This window comes from Paraburkholderia sp. BL27I4N3 (assembly GCF_003386115.1).
Classification (GTDB): domain Bacteria; phylum Pseudomonadota; class Gammaproteobacteria; order Burkholderiales; family Burkholderiaceae; genus Paraburkholderia.
On the sequence record NZ_QREJ01000001.1, the window covers coordinates 823,524 to 840,014 of the forward strand.

14 protein-coding genes are annotated in these 16,491 nt (G+C 64.5%); 9 read left to right on the plus strand and 5 right to left on the minus strand.

Annotation, left to right across the window (positions count from 1 at the left end):
- Positions 1–26 precede the first annotated feature (26 nt).
- The gene (locus tag B0G71_RS03805) at positions 27–266 is read right to left on the minus strand and encodes a hypothetical protein (protein WP_116139833.1); all 240 of its coding nucleotides are present in this window, start codon (positions 264–266) and stop codon (positions 27–29) included.
- Positions 267–561: 295 nt separating this feature from the next.
- Between B0G71_RS03805 and B0G71_RS03810 the strand changes: the two genes are divergently transcribed.
- Entirely contained in the window at positions 562–951 is a 390-nt protein-coding gene (locus tag B0G71_RS03810) for an RT0821/Lpp0805 family surface protein (protein WP_116139835.1), read from the plus strand.
- 106 nt (positions 952–1,057) lie between these two features.
- Positions 1,058–1,507 carry an NUDIX hydrolase gene (locus B0G71_RS03815; RefSeq protein ID WP_116139837.1) on the plus strand — a complete coding sequence of 150 codons (450 nt, stop codon included), beginning with the start codon at positions 1,058–1,060 and terminating at the stop codon, positions 1,505–1,507.
- A gap of 26 nt (positions 1,508–1,533) precedes the next feature.
- Here the strand turns inward: B0G71_RS03815 and B0G71_RS03820 are convergent, their stop codons facing one another.
- Both B0G71_RS03820 and B0G71_RS03825 read right to left on the minus strand, forming a co-directional pair.
- Positions 1,534–2,508: a transporter substrate-binding domain-containing protein gene (locus B0G71_RS03820; RefSeq protein ID WP_116139839.1), complete on the minus strand. Its 975-nt coding sequence runs from the start codon at positions 2,506–2,508 to the stop codon at positions 1,534–1,536.
- Between the two features lie 139 nt (positions 2,509–2,647).
- The gene (locus tag B0G71_RS03825) at positions 2,648–4,357 is read right to left on the minus strand and encodes a glutamine--tRNA ligase/YqeY domain fusion protein (RefSeq protein WP_116139841.1); all 1,710 of its coding nucleotides are present in this window, start codon (positions 4,355–4,357) and stop codon (positions 2,648–2,650) included.
- A gap of 566 nt (positions 4,358–4,923) precedes the next feature.
- Here B0G71_RS03825 and ggt point away from each other — a divergent pair.
- Positions 4,924–6,651 (plus strand): gamma-glutamyltransferase, encoded by a 1,728-nt coding sequence (gene ggt / locus B0G71_RS03830; RefSeq protein WP_116139843.1) that lies wholly within the window; start codon positions 4,924–4,926, stop codon positions 6,649–6,651.
- Between the two features lie 88 nt (positions 6,652–6,739).
- Positions 6,740–7,300, plus strand: a complete 561-nt coding sequence (locus B0G71_RS03835; RefSeq protein WP_116139845.1) for an alpha/beta hydrolase — start codon at positions 6,740–6,742, stop codon at positions 7,298–7,300.
- A 122-nt stretch (positions 7,301–7,422) separates the two neighbouring features.
- Here B0G71_RS03835 and B0G71_RS03840 read toward each other — a convergent pair whose 3' ends face one another.
- Positions 7,423–8,643, minus strand: a complete 1,221-nt coding sequence (locus tag B0G71_RS03840; protein WP_116139847.1) for a CaiB/BaiF CoA-transferase family protein — start codon at positions 8,641–8,643, stop codon at positions 7,423–7,425.
- Between the two features lie 310 nt (positions 8,644–8,953).
- Between B0G71_RS03840 and alaS the strand changes: the two genes are divergently transcribed.
- Positions 8,954–11,578, plus strand: coding sequence for an alanine--tRNA ligase (alaS, locus tag B0G71_RS03845; protein WP_116139849.1), 2,625 nt, complete (start codon positions 8,954–8,956; stop codon positions 11,576–11,578).
- A gap of 162 nt (positions 11,579–11,740) precedes the next feature.
- On the opposite strand, the gene B0G71_RS03850 is transcribed toward alaS, so the two are convergent.
- Positions 11,741–12,658, minus strand: a complete 918-nt coding sequence (locus tag B0G71_RS03850; protein ID WP_116139851.1) for a LysR substrate-binding domain-containing protein — start codon at positions 12,656–12,658, stop codon at positions 11,741–11,743.
- A 114-nt stretch (positions 12,659–12,772) separates the two neighbouring features.
- On the opposite strand from B0G71_RS03850, the gene B0G71_RS03855 reads away from it, so the two are divergent.
- From B0G71_RS03855 to B0G71_RS03870, 4 genes are all read left to right on the plus strand, one after another.
- The gene (locus tag B0G71_RS03855; RefSeq protein ID WP_116139853.1) at positions 12,773–14,116 is read left to right on the plus strand and encodes a YbfB/YjiJ family MFS transporter; all 1,344 of its coding nucleotides are present in this window, start codon (positions 12,773–12,775) and stop codon (positions 14,114–14,116) included.
- Between the two features lie 124 nt (positions 14,117–14,240).
- Positions 14,241–15,272, plus strand: coding sequence for a low specificity L-threonine aldolase (locus tag B0G71_RS03860; RefSeq protein ID WP_116139855.1), 1,032 nt, complete (start codon positions 14,241–14,243; stop codon positions 15,270–15,272).
- A gap of 57 nt (positions 15,273–15,329) precedes the next feature.
- Positions 15,330–15,860: an NUDIX domain-containing protein gene (locus B0G71_RS03865; RefSeq protein ID WP_116139857.1), complete on the plus strand. Its 531-nt coding sequence runs from the start codon at positions 15,330–15,332 to the stop codon at positions 15,858–15,860.
- A 178-nt stretch (positions 15,861–16,038) separates the two neighbouring features.
- Positions 16,039–16,488, plus strand: a complete 450-nt coding sequence (locus B0G71_RS03870) for a thioesterase family protein (protein WP_116139859.1) — start codon at positions 16,039–16,041, stop codon at positions 16,486–16,488.
- Positions 16,489–16,491: the final 3 nt, after the last annotated feature.

A 16,491-nucleotide genomic window follows, 5' to 3' on the forward strand; every position in this document is an offset into this window, starting at 1 on the left:
GGCTTAGCTGGTCGCTAGTGTCGAGATTAATTGCGGGCGTTCGCCAGCATGTAATAGCAGCCGGCGAGCAGCAGCGCGAAGGACAGCAACAGGCAGGCGATGCCGACGCGCGTCAGCAGATTGGGCCAGCGGGCGTGAGGCAGCGCGTCCATCCGCACGGCGCGCCGCGCGAGTCCGGGATCGTGGCCCATCGCAACCGGCGCGAGCGCGGCGCACAGCAGCGCAAGCGCGATAGCAATGGTTTTGAGGACGGAGAGGGTGTGCATGGTGAGGCCTCTTCAGATTCTGATTGGCGCGGAGGCGCAACCGAACAATCTTAAGAAAGCGTCCTGGTGGCAGGAATGGGAGCTGTCCTAAAATTAGGGACGCTCACTGGGCCGGCGGCGCGCGCTCCCCGGAAATGAGGCACGTCCTGTGCGAGGCTGGCGCTCGTTTTATCCGCTTCGGCAGGCGGTCGTTTCTCGCGGTCCCTTCGAGAGGGACATGCTATCCTTTTGGGGTCCAGATCATGAGACGCCATGCGCGCTCGAGACCGCCGAACACTTCCGAGGAGAACCCTTCATGTCGATGCGAATCCGTGTCCTGTCTCAACTGACCGCCGGCAGCCTGTTGCTGGGTGCTGCGATCGGCGCGCAAGCAGCAAATCTTGGCTTTCTGAACGACACGCCGATCAGCTACATGAAGCAACGCGACATCGACTCCGTCAAAAAAGCGGTGTTCGCCGCATTGAACGACAAGCAGGACGGCGAAACCGCGAACTGGGTCAACGAAGGTACCGGCAATAGCGTGAAGATCGACGCCGCGATCACGATGACCAGCACGGCCAAAGAGGGCGATCGCACCTGCCGCGACCTCGGCGTCGTGCTGAGCGCCAAGGGACAATCCATGAACCTGCGCCCGCAGTTCTGCAAGCAGGGCAGCGGCACCTGGCAATTGCAGAAAAAGCACTGAGCGTGCAGGCCTTGATGGCGGCGCGCGCCGCTTGGCAGCCGACGAGGCCCGAGGCCACGCGCGTGCGTGTCGAAGAATCCGCGCGTTTGTCTGAGATGGTGTGGCGATGAGCACACGGATTATTTCGTGCGGCATCGTTTTGCTCGATCCGGACGGACGCGTGCTGCTTGCGCACGCCACCGAAACGTCGCACTGGGACATTCCGAAAGGACACGGCGAAGAAGGCGAGGCGCCGCATGTCACGGCGCTGCGCGAGATGGTCGAGGAGACCGGTATCGCCATAGCATCCGAGCGTCTGAAAGACCTTGGCCTGTTCGTTTATCGGCGCGACAAGGATCTGCATCTGTTCGGCGCGCGTGCCACCGTCGACGAACTCGATCTGAGCGTGTGCACCTGCACGTCGCTCTTTCCGCGCCGCTCGGACGGCACGCTGATTCCCGAAATGGATGCCTACCGCTGGGCCGCGCCCGACGAAGTGGACAAGTACGCGAGCCGCAGTCTCGCGCGGCTCTTTCAGACCACGCTGTCGCTCGCGGAACTGCATCGATCGCTATAGCGGCGAGGCCATGACCGCGTGAGGCCTCAGTCGAGCGCGCGGTCGTTCGGATGCGCGAACAGAGCGCGATTCTGCTCCGACAGCGGAAAATTCAGATTGATGCCGCGCGGTGGAATGGGTTGCGTGAACCACTGTTTGTACAGACGCTCCGCTTCGCCGGACGTCTGGCCGCGCGCGATCACGCCGTTGACGAGAGCGCGGAACGGCTCGTCGCCCTTGCGGAACATGCACGCGTAGACTTCGTAGCCCAGCGGCGTGCCGGTCACCACGAAGTCGTCGGGACGCGGATCGGTCGACTTGAATCCGTACACGATCGGCTCGTCCATCACGAAGGCCACGGCGCGGCCGTCCTTGAGCGCGTTGAAGGCCTCGGAATGGTCGCGCGCGCTGGTGATGCGCATGTTCAGGAGCTTGTCGGTGTTCAGGCGGCGCAGCAGGCGTTCATCCGAGGTGCCCGCGGTCGTCACGACCGCTTTGCCGGCCAGATCCTGAAAATCCGTGATGCCGGCGTTCTTGCGCGCGATCATGCGCACCGCGTACTGGAAAAAACTGTTCGAGAACGCGGCCACGTTTTCGCGTTCCACCGTGTGGGTGGTCGAGCCGCATTCCAGGTCGATCTGGTTGTTCAGCAACATCGGCGTGCGGTTCGACGAGGTCACCGTGATCTCGTGCACCTTCAGTTGCGGCATGCCGAGCGTCTTCTTGATCTCTTCGACGATCTGCAGCGCGATGGTCTGCGAGTAGCCGACCGTGCCCTTGCCGTCGAAGTAAGAGAAAGGAATCGAGGCTTCACGCACGCCGAGCACGACCACGCCGTCGTCGTGGATTTTTCTCAGCGTGCCGGTGAGTTCATCCGCCTCAGCGGCGCAGCTGAGCGACGCCGCTGCGAAGGTGATCAGCGCCACGAGCGCGCAACCCGCGCCATGGGCGAAACGTGCGGCGTATGCCGTGTGCCCCGTCATGTGCCGGGTACGGGCCCCGCGACGGCCTGCAACTTTCATCGGACCTCCCGGACTGGCGTGTGCGGATGCGCGCCGTCGCCGTCGATGGAAACATGGTGCAACAAAACGGCGTGCATCTTTCGATCAAGACGCACGCCGTAGCCAACCTCAGATGCGCGGCAAAAGAGTGCGTTCCAGCTTACGCCGGCTTGCCCCAACTGTCGCGCAGACTGACGATGCGATTGAATACGGGCTTACCCGGCTTCGAATCGACGCGGTCGGCGACGAAATAGCCGTGGCGCTCGAATTGATAGCGCTGTTCCGGCAGCGCTTCGCGTGCGCCCGGCTCAAGGTAGGCGTTGACCACGCGCTTCGAATCCGGATTCAGCGCTTCGAGGAAATCGCGGCCGCCGGCGTCCGGTTGCGGCTCCTTGAAGAGGCGGTCGTAGATGCGCACTTCGGCCGGGCACGCGGCTGCCGCGCTGACCCAGTGGATGTTGCCCTTGACCTTGTAGTTGTTCGCGCCTTCGGTGCCCGACTTGCTGTCCGGGAAGTAGTTGCAATGGACCGCGACGATGTTGCCGTTCTCGTCTTTATCCGCACCGACGCATTCGATCACGTAGCCGTAACGCAGACGCACCTTGTTGCCCGGGAACAGGCGGAAGTAGCCCTTCGGCGGCGTTTCGTTGTAGTCGTCGCGTTCGATCCACAGTTCGCGCGAAATCGGAAACTCGCGCACGCCCATTTCCGGATGATGCGGGTGGACCGGCGCATTGCACGGCTCGGTGACGCCTTCCGGAAAGTTGTCGATGATCAGCTTGACCGGGTCGAGCACGGCGGCGGTGCGCGGCGCCTTGTCGTCCAGATCGTCGCGCAGCGCGCCTTCAAACACGCTCATGTCGATCCAGGAATCGACCTTGGTCACGCCGATGCGCTCGCAGAACAACTGGATCGATTCCGGCGTGAAGCCGCGCCGGCGCACGCCGACGATGGTCGGCATACGCGGATCGTCCCAGCCGTCCACATGGCCTTCGGTCACGAGTTGCAGCAGCTTGCGCTTGCTGGTGATCGCGTAGGTCAGATTCAGTCGCGAGAATTCGATTTGTTGCGGCAGCGGGCGCGTGAAAATGCCGGCCTCGGCGAGCTCGTTCAGAATCCAGTCGTACAGCGGACGATGGTCCTCGAACTCCAGCGTGCACAGCGAATGCGTGATGTTTTCCAGCGCGTCCGAGATGCAGTGCGTGTAGTCGTACATCGGGTACACGCACCACTTGTCGCCGGTACGGTAGTGATGTGCGAAACGAATCCGGTAGATCACCGGATCGCGCATGTTGAAGTTCGGCGACGCCATGTCGATCTTCGCGCGCAGCACGTGCTCGCCTTCCTGGAACTCGCCGGCCTTCATGCGACGGAACAGGTCGAGATTCTCCTCTACCGAACGCTCGCGGAAGCGCGACGGCGTGCCGACTTCCGTAGCCGAGCCGCGGTTCGCGCGCATTTCTTCGGCCGACTGGCTGTCCACGTACGCCTTGCCGCGCTCGATCAGCAGTTCGGCGAATTCGTACAGCTTGTCGTAGTAGTCGCTCGCGTAGTAGAGCTCGGACTTGCCGTCTTTTTCCCACTCGAAGCCGAGCCAGCGCACGGCGTCGATGATCGAGTCGACGTATTCGACGCTTTCCTTTTCCGGGTTGGTGTCGTCGAAGCGCAGATGGCACACGCCGCCGTAGCTGCGCGCCACGCCGAAATTCAGGCAGATGCTCTTGGCGTGACCGATATGCAGATAGCCGTTCGGCTCGGGCGGGAAGCGCGTTTCGACGCGCTGGCCCCACTTGCCGGTGCGGTTGTCGTCGTCAATGATGTTGCGGATGAAATTGGATGCCGCTGGCGCGTCGTTGCGTTCGGTATTCATGCGAGAAGGTGAGAGTCTGTCGGGGGCGCGCAATGCGTCCTCTTATCCGCCAATTCTACCTGACGAGCCCCGTTGCGGCAGGCGAGTGCGGCGCGCAGCCAACGTTTGAGCCATTTTGACGGTAGTTGAAGGGTCAGGCCGGCGCTGTAACAGGAGGTAAAACGTTTTGTTCACGCGAGCGCCGCCGACTTAGGATGCGAGCGGCGCGGCTTCGCCCACGCTGGCTGCGCGGGTTGTCCGCGTCAAGTGTGCTGGCGCCGCAATGGGCCGTATGCGCCCGCTTTCGACACGTTGCCTCGGGCAGCCAGTCAGGCTGCATTTCGTGCGGCGTGAGTCCGGGGGCGGGAGATCAGCGCGCATCGAGAGGTGCGTTAGCAGAGGTGCATTAGTCGCCTCGCCGCGCCTCAAAGCCCGCCCCCGATTTTTCCCGGGGCAGTGCAGCTTGCCCACGACGCGCAGCGCGCACTCGTCGCAGCGATCCTCGCAGGTTGCACCGCCCCTTGTCGCCTTGCACGATTTCCTGCCGCTCGTGCACCATGGCGCCTTCAGTTGCCGGAGTTTCTCGGATGTCTGTCCCGACGCACGGCGCGCCTCGCGCGCCTTTCACTTTTCTTTCCCTGACCCGGATCCTGACCGTGTCGGCCGTGCTCGCCTCCTTCGCGGGCGGCACGGTCGCGCTGGCGAAAACGCCGCCGCCCAAGGCCGTGTTCGACGCATCGGCGGTGGCCGTGCCGGACCGCTACAGCGCGGACACGGCGCAGCAGATCTTTGCCGCCGGCGGCAACGCGGTGGATGCCGCTGTCGCCGTCGCCTTCACCCTGGCCGTGACCGCGCCGGATGCGGGCAACCTCGGCGGCGGCGGGTTCATGACGGTGTTCATGGACGGCAAGCCGTATTTCCTCGACTATCGCGAGAGCGCGCCGCGACAGGCGACCCGCGACATGTATCTCGACGACAAGGGCAATCTGCTGCCGGGCATGAGCGCCGTCGGCCATCGCGCGGTGGCCGTGCCGGGCACCGTCGAGGGCATGTGGGAAGCGCACCAGCGTTTCGGCAAACTGAAGTGGAAGCAGGTGCTCGCGCCCGCGATCCGCTACGCCACCGACGGTTTCCAGGTCGAACCGTGGTTGCAGCAACGCCACGACGCGGCCGCGAGTAATCTCGCCGGCAAGACCAATTTCGACGCCTACTTCTCCAGTCTGAAGGCGGGCGTGACATATCGCCAGCCTGAACTGGCGCAGACGTTGTCGCGCATCGCAAGCGACGGCGGGCGCGAATTCTACGAAGGCCGCACCGGCGACCTGATCGCCCAGCAGATGTACGGCCACGGTCTGGTCACGAAACAGGACCTGCTTCAGTACAAGGCCGTGTGGCGTCAGCCGCTTACCGCCGACTGGAACGGCTATCAGGTCGTCACCGCGCCGCCGCCGAGTTCGGGCGGCGTGGGTCTGATCCAGATGCTGAAGATGAAAGCCGACCTCAAGCCGGCGTTCGACGGCCTCGAACTGAATTCCGTGCCGTACATCCATCTGATTGCGCAAATCGAGGACCGCGTGTTCGCCGATCGCCAGCAATACCTGGGCGATCCGGATGCGTACAAGGTGCCGACCGCCAAACTGATCGACGACGCCTACCTCGCCCAGCGCGCCGACGAAGTCAAACCCGACGAAGTGCCGGGCGCGACGCCGGTCAAGCCGGGACTCGGCGACGCTGTTCCGGAGAAGGCGCAAACCACACATTTCTCAGTGGTCGACAAGTGGGGCAACGCCGTGTCGAACACTTACACGCTGAACGGGGACTTCGGTTCGGGCGTGGTGGTGGACGGCGCCGGCTTCCTGCTGAACGACGCCATGGACGACTTCGTGACCAAACCCGCCGGCGCGAACAGCGCCGAACTGAACACCGTGGCACCGGGACGCCGTCCGCTGTCGTCGATGACGCCGACCATTCTGCTGAAGGACAACAAGGTGTCGCTCGTGATCGGCACGCCCGGCGGTTCGCGCATCCTGACGTCGATTTTTCAGGTGATGACCGACCTGTACGACTTCAACATGTCGCCCCCCGACGCGCTCGCCGCCATGCGTTTTCACCACCAGTTGCTGCCGCAGAAGACGATCTATTTCGAGCCGTATCGTCCGATCACGGGGGAACTGGCCGAGCAGTTGCAGGCCAAGGGCTACACGCTCGAAGGACAGTCGTTCAACGGCGACGTGCAGATGATCCGCATCGAGGGCACGACGCCGGTGCCGGCGGCGGATCCGCGCGGCGTGGGCGTGGGACGCGTGATGCATTGACGCGGCGATGCGGGCTTGCGCCGGCGCGAGCAAAAACCACAGTGCAAAAACAATAAACTGTGACTAACAACCGACACGGGAAACGCGGATGAGCGTACGAAAACAACCCACCACGCTGGTGCTGCCGGGCTACCAGAATTCCGGCGCCGGCCACTGGCAGACACGTTGGGAAGAACTGAATCCGGCCTTCGTGCGGGTGCGGATGCCGGACTGGGATCACCCTGAACGCGACGCCTGGTGCCGCACGCTGGACGCCGCGGTGACCGCCGCCGATGCGCCCGTGGTCTTCGCCGCGCACAGCCTCGGCTGCCTGACGACGGCTTTCTGGGCGGCGCAATATGCGAGCGCCGCTCAGCTTGCGAAGGTGGCGGGCGCGTTTCTGGTCGCGCTGCCCGATCCGGCCGAGGCGCATTTTCCGCGGGACGCGCGCGGTTTCGCGCCTGTGCCGCTCGAACGGTTGCCGTTTCCGACCATTGTCGTAGCCAGCAGCGACGATCCCTACGGCGGCGTGCCGTTTTCACAAACCTGCGCGAACGCGTGGAGCAGCCGCTGGATCGACCTCGGACCGCGCGGCCATATCAATGCGGACAGCGGGCTCGGCGATTGGGACGAAGGGCGTAAGTGGCTGGCGTCGTTCGGGCCGCGCTAGCCGCCCGCGCCGTCGATTTGGGAGTCCGTTTCCGCGCTGGGTTCATCGCGACGTTGCGCTCCGCGGCGCACCTCGCATCTTCGGAGCTTGCGGCGGCCTGACTGCGGACTCAAATTGCGGACTCAAATCACGGACTGGCTGCGCAACGCCGCAATCCTCGCTTCGTCATAGCCCAGCACGTCGCGCAAGATGCTCTCTGTGTGCTCCCCGAGCATGGGCGGATGGGTAAGCGCTTCAGGCGGCGTGCCGGTCATGTTGATCGGATTGCGCACCAGTTTGACCGCTCCGCCCGACGGATGCGGCAGGTCCACCTGGAGCCCACGCGCCAGCACCTGCTCGTTCTCGAAGACTTCGCTGAGATCGTTGATCGGCCCGCACGGCACACCCGCCGCCTCGAGCGCGGCGATCCATTGCTGCTTGCCCTGCAGGCGGACCATCTCCGCGAGAATCGGCACGAGGATGTCGCGGTTGCGCACCCGCGCCGGGTTGGTGGCAAAGCGCCCGTCGTCCGCCAGTTCCGGGCGGCCGCCCGCTTCGACGAACTTGCGGAACTGACCGTCGTTGCCGACCGCGACGATGATCCACCCGTCGCTCGTCTGGAAGGTCTGATACGGCACGATGTTCGGATGCGCATTGCCCCAGCGCACCGGCGGCTGGCCGCTCGCCAGGTAGTTCGAGTTCATGTTCGCGAGCATCGCAACCTGCACGTCGAGCAGCGCCATGTCGATGTACTGGCCTTCGCCCGTCCGGTCGCGGTGGGTGAGGGCGGTGAGCACGGCGATAGTCGAATACATGCCGGTCATGAGGTCGGCAATCGCGACGCCGGCCTTCTGCGGACCGCCGCCCGGCTGGCCGTCACGCTCGCCGGTAATGCTCATGAAGCCGCCGATGCCTTGCACGATGAAGTCGTACCCGGCGCGCTGCGCATACGGCCCGGTCTGCCCGAAGCCGGTCACCGAGCAATAGACGATGTCGGGCTTCACTTCTTTGAGCGATGCGTAGTCGAGGCCATACTTCTGTAGCTGACCTACCTTGTAGTTCTCCAGCACCACGTCGCTCTGCGCGGCCAGTTCGCGAATGATCCGCTGGCCTTCGGGCGAGGCGATGTCCACGGTGACCGAGCGCTTGTTGCGGTTCGCCGCAAGGTAGTACGCGGCCTCGCGCGTGTCTTCGCCTTCGGGCGTCTTCAGGTACGGCGGCCCCCAGTGGCGGGTGTCGTCGCCGACTTCGGGGCGTTCGATCTTGATCACGTCGGCGCCGAAATCGGCGAGCGTCTGCGCGCACCAGGGGCCGGCGAGTACGCGTGTGAGATCCAGCACGCGTATATGACTTAGAGCGCCCATATTGTTCGATGTCTCCTTCTTCGTGGCCAAGGCGGCGCGCGAGGCGCTGCGGGATGGAGGCAATCTTAAGCGATTCCCGCGCGCTGGCGCAGTCGGCCGAACGGTATAGGACGAATGACGGGCCTCGCAAAGTGCCGCCCTGTCCCACGGCGCCCGCTCGAACCTGGCCGAACGGCCAGCCATGCAGCCCGCGCCGCCGCGCACGGGCGCCGATCCCGTATAATCAGTCGTTTAAGAAACAAACAGTTGGCGCATCCCACGATGCCGCCGGTAACAGCCAGGGAACTGGCAAACCCGTCCCCCGCACGCCATGAAAGCCGCCGAAATCCGCGAGAAATTCCTCAAGTTCTTCGAATCGAAGGGCCATACGATCGTTCGCTCGTCGAGCCTTGTGCCCGGCAACGACCCGACGCTGCTCTTCACCAATTCGGGAATGGTGCAGTTCAAAGATGTGTTCCTGGGCGCGGAATCGCGCCCGTACTCGCGCGCCACGACCGCGCAGCGCAGCGTGCGCGCCGGCGGCAAGCATAACGATCTGGAAAACGTCGGCTACACCGCGCGTCACCACACGTTCTTCGAAATGCTGGGCAACTTCTCGTTCGGCGACTACTTCAAGCGCGACGCGATCCACTACGCGTGGGAGTTGTTGACGGGCGTGTATCAGCTGCCGAAAGACAAGCTCTGGGTCACCGTCTATCACGAAGACGACGAAGCGCACGACATCTGGGCGAAAGAGGTGGGCGTGCCGGTCGAGCGCATCATCCGCATCGGCGACAACAAGGGCGCGCGCTACGCATCGGACAACTTCTGGCAGATGGCCGACGTCGGTCCGTGCGGCCCGTGCTCGGAAATCTTTTACGACCACGGCCCGGAAGTCTGGGGCGGCCCCCCCGGATCGCCCGAGGAAGACGGTGATCGCTACATCGAGATCTGGAATCTCGTGTTCATGCAGTTCAGCCGCGACGCGCAAGGCAACATGACGCCGCTGCCCAAGCAGTGCGTCGACACCGGCATGGGTCTGGAGCGTATCGCTGCCGTGCTGCAGCACGTGCACAGCAACTACGAGATCGACCTGTTCCAGGCGCTGATCAAGGCCGCCGGCCGCGAAACCGGCGTGAGCGATCTGACCAACAACTCGCTGAAGGTGATCGCCGACCACATCCGCGCTTGCTCTTTCCTGATCGTCGACGGTGTGATTCCGGGCAACGAAGGCCGCGGCTATGTGCTGCGCCGCATCGTGCGCCGCGCGATCCGCCACGGCTACAAGCTGGGCAAGAAGGGTTCGTTCTTCCATCGCATGGTGGGCGATCTCGTCGCGCAAATGGGCGGCGCATACCCGGAACTGAAGGAAGCTGAACAACGCGTGACCGACGTGCTGCGTCAGGAAGAAGAGCGCTTCTTCGAGACCATCGAGCACGGCATGTCGATTCTCGAGAGCGCGCTGGCCGACCTCGAAGCGAAGGGCGGCAAGACGCTCGACGGCGAACTCGCATTCAAGCTGCACGACACGTACGGCTTCCCGCTGGACCTGACGGCGGACGTGTGCCGCGAGCGCGAAGTGACGGTCGACGAAGCCGCCTTCGACGAAGCCATGGCGCGTCAGCGCGAGCAGGCTCGCGCGGCGGGCAAGTTCAAGATGGCGCAAGGCCTCGAGTACTCGGGCGCGAAGACCACCTTCCACGGTTACGAAGAAATCGTCTTCGACGACGCGAAGGTTATCGCGTTGTATGTAGACGGCGCCTCCGTGCAGGAAGTGCGTGACGGCCAGCAGGCTGTCGTCGTGCTGGACCACACGCCGTTCTACGCGGAGTCGGGCGGCCAGGTCGGCGACCAGGGCGTGCTCGCCAACGCGAGCGTTCGCTTCGCGGTGAGCGATACGCTAAAGGTGCAGGCCGACGTGGTCGGTCATCACGGCACGCTCGAACAGGGCACGCTGAAGGTGGGCGACGTCGTCAAGGCGGAAATCGACGCGGTGCGCCGCGCTCGCACGCAACGTAACCACTCGGCCACTCACCTGATGCATAAAGCGCTGCGGGAAGTGCTCGGTTCGCACGTGCAGCAGAAGGGCTCGCTCGTCGACGCGGACAAGACCCGTTTCGACTTCGCGCACAACGCGCCGATGACCGACGAGCAGATCCGCCGCGTCGAAGAAATCGTCAACGCCGAAGTGCTGGCGAATGCGCCTGGCATCGTGCGCGTCATGCCGTTCGACGAAGCGGTGAAGGGCGGCGCGATGGCGCTGTTCGGTGAAAAGTACGGCGACGAAGTGCGCGTGCTCGACCTGGGCTTTTCGCGTGAATTGTGCGGCGGTACGCACGTGCATCGCACCGGCGACATCGGCCTCTTCAAGATCGTCATGGAAGGCGGCGTGGCGGCGGGCATCCGCCGCGTGGAAGCGATCACGGGCGACAACGCCGTGCGCTTCGTGCAGGACCTCGACGCGCGTATCAACGCGGCCGCTGCTGTGTTGAAGGCGCAACCGTCGGAACTGACGCAGCGGATCACCCAGGTCCAGGACCAGGTGAAGTCGCTGGAGAAGGAACTGAGCGCGCTGAAGTCGAAGATGGCGTCAAGCCAGGGCGACGAGCTGGCCGGGCAGGCGATCGAAGTCGACGGTGTGCATGTGCTGGCGGCTACGCTCGAAGGCGCGGACGTCAAGACGCTGCGCGAAACCGTCGACAAGCTCAAGGACAAGCTGAAGAGCGCGGCGATCGTGCTGGCATCGGTCGAAGGCGGCAAGGTGAGCCTGATCGCCGGCGTTACGGCGGACGCGAGCAAGAAGGTCAAGGCAGGCGATCTGGTCAACTTCGTGGCGCAGCAGGTCGGCGGCAAGGGCGGCGGCCGTCCGGACATGGCTCAGGCTGGCGGCACCGAGCCGGCGAATCTGCCGGCGGCGCTGGCCGGCGTCAAGGGTTGGGTCGAAGGCCAGCTTTGATTCTGATGTGATTGGGCCACGCGGGGCGCTGGAAGATCGAGCGTCTCGCGTGGCCCGAGTTTTTTTCAGAGTCTGGCGCGCTGGGTTCCGAATGGGCGCCGCGCCGAGCTTTGATTTTGCTCGCAGTGTTCGTTTCGCCGGATGCCGGCCCCCCGCCAAAGATCAGACCGCGCCTTCCGTGGCAGTTGCGATCCCAGTTGAATTCACCGCATCCTGCCGCATCACCAACGCCTGCTTCAGCGCGTTCAGCGCGGACGAAAAGTGTCCGCGCCGCCACACCAGCAGCGTCTCGATCACGCCGATATCGGGCAGCTCATGCACCGCGATATTGCTGGCGTCGGTCTGTAAATTCAGCACCGACCGCGGCGCGACCGCCACCCCAGCGCCAGCGGCCACGCAGGCCACGATCGCGTGATAAGAGCCCAGTTCCAGCACGCGCGCCGGCCTCACGCCGTGCTCCAGATACCACTTCTCGATATAAGACCGGTAAGCACATCCGCGCTCGAACGCGATCAGCGTGGACGACGCAATGTCCCGAACGTCGCGAATCGGCCGATGGCCGCGCGGCGTCAGCATTACCAGCTCTTCCCGAAACACCGGCACCGACTCGAATACATCACCGAGCTTGGCCGGATCCAACGGCGTCGCCACCAGCGCCGCATCCACTTCGAATTCACGCACCCGCTCGATCAGCTTGCCGGTCGTGCCGGTCTCGAGTTCCAGCGCGACGGCGGGCCACTGCTGGTGATAACGCGCGAGCAGGGCGGGAAGACGCGTTGCCGCGACACTTTCCATCGTGCCCAAACGCAACCGTCCGCTTGGACGATCCTCACGCACTGCGTGACGCGCTTCATCCGCGAGCGCGAGCAGGCGCTCGGCGTACGGCAGCAGCGTCTCGCCGGCGGGCGTCAGCACGAGACGGCGGCCGTCGCGGATGAACAGGTCGGTGCCCAATTGCTCCTCGAGCTGCTTGATACGCGTGGTAACGTTCGATTGCACACGATTGAGCTTGGCGGCAGCGCGCGTCACGCCGTTTTCCCGCACGACGGCGCGAAAAATGGTCAAAGCGGCCAAGTCCATGATTCTCTCTGGGCGATGGGTGATATCCGAATTATTCATTTTTCGTGATTGAAACGTCAAGCTAGTATGGATATCCGCCATCCGACCCGTTGACTGCATTCATTGCCGCCGCCTATGAACGACCTCGCCTCCACCCCGCACGGCAGCTTCGCCCAACACCACGCTGCCCGCCGCGCGGCGCTTGCCTGCATGGTCACGCTGGCCGTCGCGCTCGGCATCGGGCGCTTTGCATTCACACCGCTCTTGCCGCTGATGCTGCACGGCAGCGGATCCGGTCAGCCGCAACTCGATATTCAGCATGGCGGCTGGCTGGCGTCGTTCAATTACGCCGGGTATTTCGTCGGCGCGGTCACGTGCGCGGCGCTGCGGATCGAGCCGGCGCGGATGGTGCGCGTGGGGCTCGCCGCGACGGTGCTGCTGACGTTGACGATGGGCGTGACTAGCCAGTTCTGGATCTGGGCCGCGGTGCGGTTTATCGCGGGCGCGGTCAGTGCCTGGACGTTCGTCTTCGCGTCCCAATGGGGCCTGCGGCGGCTCGCCGAAATCGGGGCGCACGGGTGGGGCGGGGTGATCTATACGGGGCCCGGCGTGGGCATTGTCGGCACCGGCTTGCTGGTCAGTGTGGCAGGTGGGTACGGGGCCGCCACGGGATGGATCGGGTTTGGGCTGATCGCGGCGATTCTGTCGGTCGTGGTTTGGCCGGTGTTCGGCACTGCGTCCGGCGGCGGAGAAGAGGCTCGAAGCGCTCGCACGGACGGTTCTGATAGTGGCGATCAGGCGCGTGCCGGCAAGACGAGCCGGCATGTCGCCGGCCAGGCCGGCGCGACTGAGGGCGCGGCAGTCCAACGTGCAACCACCCACGCTACCCACGCTACCCACCACGCCGACGCCCTCTGGCTCGTCGCTCTCTACGGCATCCCAGGGTTCGGCTACATCATCACCGCGACGTTCCTGCCCGTCATTGCACGTCACGCATTGCCCGGCTCGTCGTGGCCCGACCTGTTCTGGCCAATGTTCGGCGCGGCGCTGATCGTCGGCGCATTGCTGGCGGCGCGTTTGCCCGTGCATTGGGACAATCGCACACTGCTGGCCGGCTGCTATGTGTTACAGGCGTGCGGCATCGCCCTCGGCATTGTCCGGCCGACGGCGGCCGGCTTCTCGTTCGGCAGCATCCTGATCGGCCTGCCGTTCACCGCGATCACGCTATTCGCGATGCGCGAGGCGCGGCGCCTGCGTGGCGACGACGCTGCCGGCCTGATGGGCTACGCGACGGCGGCCTACGGCGTCGGTCAGATCGTCGGCCCACTGGTTGCCGCGCCGATCGCCGAGCAGACCGGATCGTTTTCACCGGCCTTGTGGCTGGCGGCGGGGGCGTTGTTGCTGGGCGCGACCGGGCTACTCGTCGTCGCGCGCATGCCGCGCGGCCGGGGCCGCATGCCCGATTGCGGCTGCCGCTGAGCGCACGTCGATAAAGGCGTTGCTGCACACGCTGCAGCGAGCGGAAAACAAATAACCGCAGCGCGCACTAAAATGACCGCTTTCCGTCATTCCAGCGCGCCCATCGCCGGACGCGCCGCCCGCCATGCAACATTTCGCGTCCGACAACTACGCCGGCATTTGTCCCGAAGCGCTCGACGCGCTGATCGCCGCCAACAACAGCGGCCACGAACCAGCCTACGGCGACGATTCCTGGACCAACCGGGTGTGCGACCGCCTGCGCGAGCTGTTCCAGACCGACTGCGAAGTGTTCTTCGTGTTCAACGGCACGGCCGCCAATTCACTGGCGCTCGCTTCGCTGTGCCAGTCGTATCACTCGGTGATCTGCCACGAACTCGCGCACATCGAAACCGACGAATGCGGCGGCCCGGAGTTCTTCTCGGGCGGCTCGAAGCTGCTGACCGCGCCGGGCATCGGTGGCAAGCTCACGCCGGATGCGATCGAAGCCGTCGTCACGCGCCGCGCCGACATCCATTACCCGAAACCGAAAGTCGTCACACTGACCCAATCGACAGAAGTCGGCACGGTCTACAGCGTCGAGGAGGTGCGGGCGATCGCGGCGATCGCCAAACGGCGTCATCTGAAGGTGCATATGGACGGTGCGCGTTTCGCCAACGCGGTCGCCGCGCTGGACGTGCATCCGTCGGAGATCACGTGGCGCGCGGGCGTCGACGTGCTGTGCTTCGGCGGCACCAAGAACGGCTTGCCGGTGGGTGAAGCGGTGGTGTTCTTCGACCGCGCGCTCGCCGACGATTTCGCGTACCGCCTGAAGCAAGCCGGCCAACTGGCGTCGAAGATGCGCTTCATTTCCGCGCCGTGGCTCGGCTTGCTCGATAACGACGTGTGGCTGCGCAACGCGCGTCACGCGAACGCGATGGCGCAACTGCTGCAAACGCGGTTGCGGGAAATTCCGGGCGTGAGCATCATGTTCCCCGGAGAATCGAACGCGGTCTTTGCGCAACTGCCCGCGCAAGCCGCCAAAGCCATGCGCGCGCGTGGCTGGAAGTTCTACGAATTCATCGGCGCGGGCGGATGCCGGCTGATGTGCGCGTGGGATACGCAGCCGGAAACGGTCGAGCGGTTCGCCGCCGAGGTGCGCGAGTTGTGCGCGGCGTGAAAACCAGAAGCTAACGACAAACACGATCACACACGACAACAAGACGTCCTCCCCGCCATGACCGATTACCGATTTTGCCCACGCTGCGCCACGCCTTTGACCGAGCGTGCCGACGCCGCACACGAAGGCGGCCGCATCCGTCAGAGCTGTCCTGATACGGCGTGCGGCTATGTCCATTGGAACAACCCGCTGCCGGTGGTGGCGGCGATCGTCGAATACGAAGGCAAGATTCTGCTGGCGCGCAACGCCGCCTGGCCGGAGGGCATGTTCGCGCTGATCACGGGCTTCCTCGAAAACGGCGAGACGCCGGAAGAGGGCATTACCCGCGAAGTGTTCGAGGAAACCTCGCTGCACGCGGAGACGGCCGAGCTGATCGGCGTGTACGAATTCATGCGCAAGAACGAACTGATCATCGCGTATCACGTGAAGGCGTACGGCACGATTGCGTTGTCGCCGGAATTGCTGGAGTACCAGCTGGTCGAGCCGGCCAAATTGCGGCCGTGGCGCGCGGGCACCGGCCAGGCGCTCGCCGAATGGATGCGGCGGCGCGGCCTGCCGTTCGAGTTCGTCGAAAGACCGGGGCAGTGAGCCGGTTGACGAGTTCGCCGATGAGCCGTGCCGGGCGAGTAGCGCGGCACGGCTCATATCTCCTGTCTGATCACGCGCCGTCAGCGAAGGCGCTCGCAGCGCATGCTGACCGAATCGCATTGACGAAAACAAACAGCCGCACAACGTTCACGATAACGCCCGAGACGACCACGCCAGCATGAACAAACCCGCATCCGCCCCGCGCGGCGCCTACCCGCACTTCCTGACGATTCCTACCCGCTGGATGGATAACGACGTCTACGGTCATGTGAACAACGTCGTCTACTACAGCTATTTCGACACCGTGGTGAACGAGTATCTGATCCGCGCCGGCGTGCTCGATTTCGAGCAGGGCGAGACGATCGGCCTCGTGGTCGAGACGCAATGCAATTATTTCGCGCCGCTGGCGTTCCCCGACCGGATCGACGCGGGCCTGCGCGTGATACGGCTCGGCACGTCGAGCGTGCGCTATCAGGTCGGTCTCTTCAAGGAAGGCGAGGACCAACTCGCCGCGCAAGGACACTTCGTGCATGTGTATGTGAATCGTGTCACACGGCGCCCGGTGAATCTGCCGGTGCAATTGCGCGCGGCGCTCGAACCGTTGAGCGTCGCGGATCAGCCGGATTAGGCG

Bases quoted from the DNA above. Each gene is read 5' to 3' on its own strand.
- alaS (WP_116139849.1), top strand. From the start codon at position 8,954: ATGAAAGCCGCCGAAATCCGCGAGAAATTCCTCAAGTTCTTCGAATCG.
- B0G71_RS03865 (WP_116139857.1), top strand. From the start codon at position 15,330: ATGACCGATTACCGATTTTGCCCACGCTGCGCCACGCCTTTGACCGAG.
- B0G71_RS03850 (WP_116139851.1), bottom strand. From the start codon at position 12,658: ATGGACTTGGCCGCTTTGACCATTTTTCGCGCCGTCGTGCGGGAAAAC.
- B0G71_RS03870 (WP_116139859.1), top strand. From the start codon at position 16,039: ATGAACAAACCCGCATCCGCCCCGCGCGGCGCCTACCCGCACTTCCTG.
- B0G71_RS03860 (WP_116139855.1), top strand. From the start codon at position 14,241: ATGCAACATTTCGCGTCCGACAACTACGCCGGCATTTGTCCCGAAGCG.
- B0G71_RS03825 (WP_116139841.1), bottom strand. From the start codon at position 4,357: ATGAATACCGAACGCAACGACGCGCCAGCGGCATCCAATTTCATCCGC.
- ggt (WP_116139843.1), top strand. From the start codon at position 4,924: ATGTCTGTCCCGACGCACGGCGCGCCTCGCGCGCCTTTCACTTTTCTT.
- B0G71_RS03820 (WP_116139839.1), bottom strand. From the start codon at position 2,508: ATGAAAGTTGCAGGCCGTCGCGGGGCCCGTACCCGGCACATGACGGGG.
- B0G71_RS03855 (WP_116139853.1), top strand. From the start codon at position 12,773: ATGAACGACCTCGCCTCCACCCCGCACGGCAGCTTCGCCCAACACCAC.
- B0G71_RS03815 (WP_116139837.1), top strand. From the start codon at position 1,058: ATGAGCACACGGATTATTTCGTGCGGCATCGTTTTGCTCGATCCGGAC.
- B0G71_RS03835 (WP_116139845.1), top strand. From the start codon at position 6,740: ATGAGCGTACGAAAACAACCCACCACGCTGGTGCTGCCGGGCTACCAG.
- B0G71_RS03810 (WP_116139835.1), top strand. From the start codon at position 562: ATGTCGATGCGAATCCGTGTCCTGTCTCAACTGACCGCCGGCAGCCTG.
- B0G71_RS03805 (WP_116139833.1), bottom strand. From the start codon at position 266: ATGCACACCCTCTCCGTCCTCAAAACCATTGCTATCGCGCTTGCGCTG.
- B0G71_RS03840 (WP_116139847.1), bottom strand. From the start codon at position 8,643: ATGGGCGCTCTAAGTCATATACGCGTGCTGGATCTCACACGCGTACTC.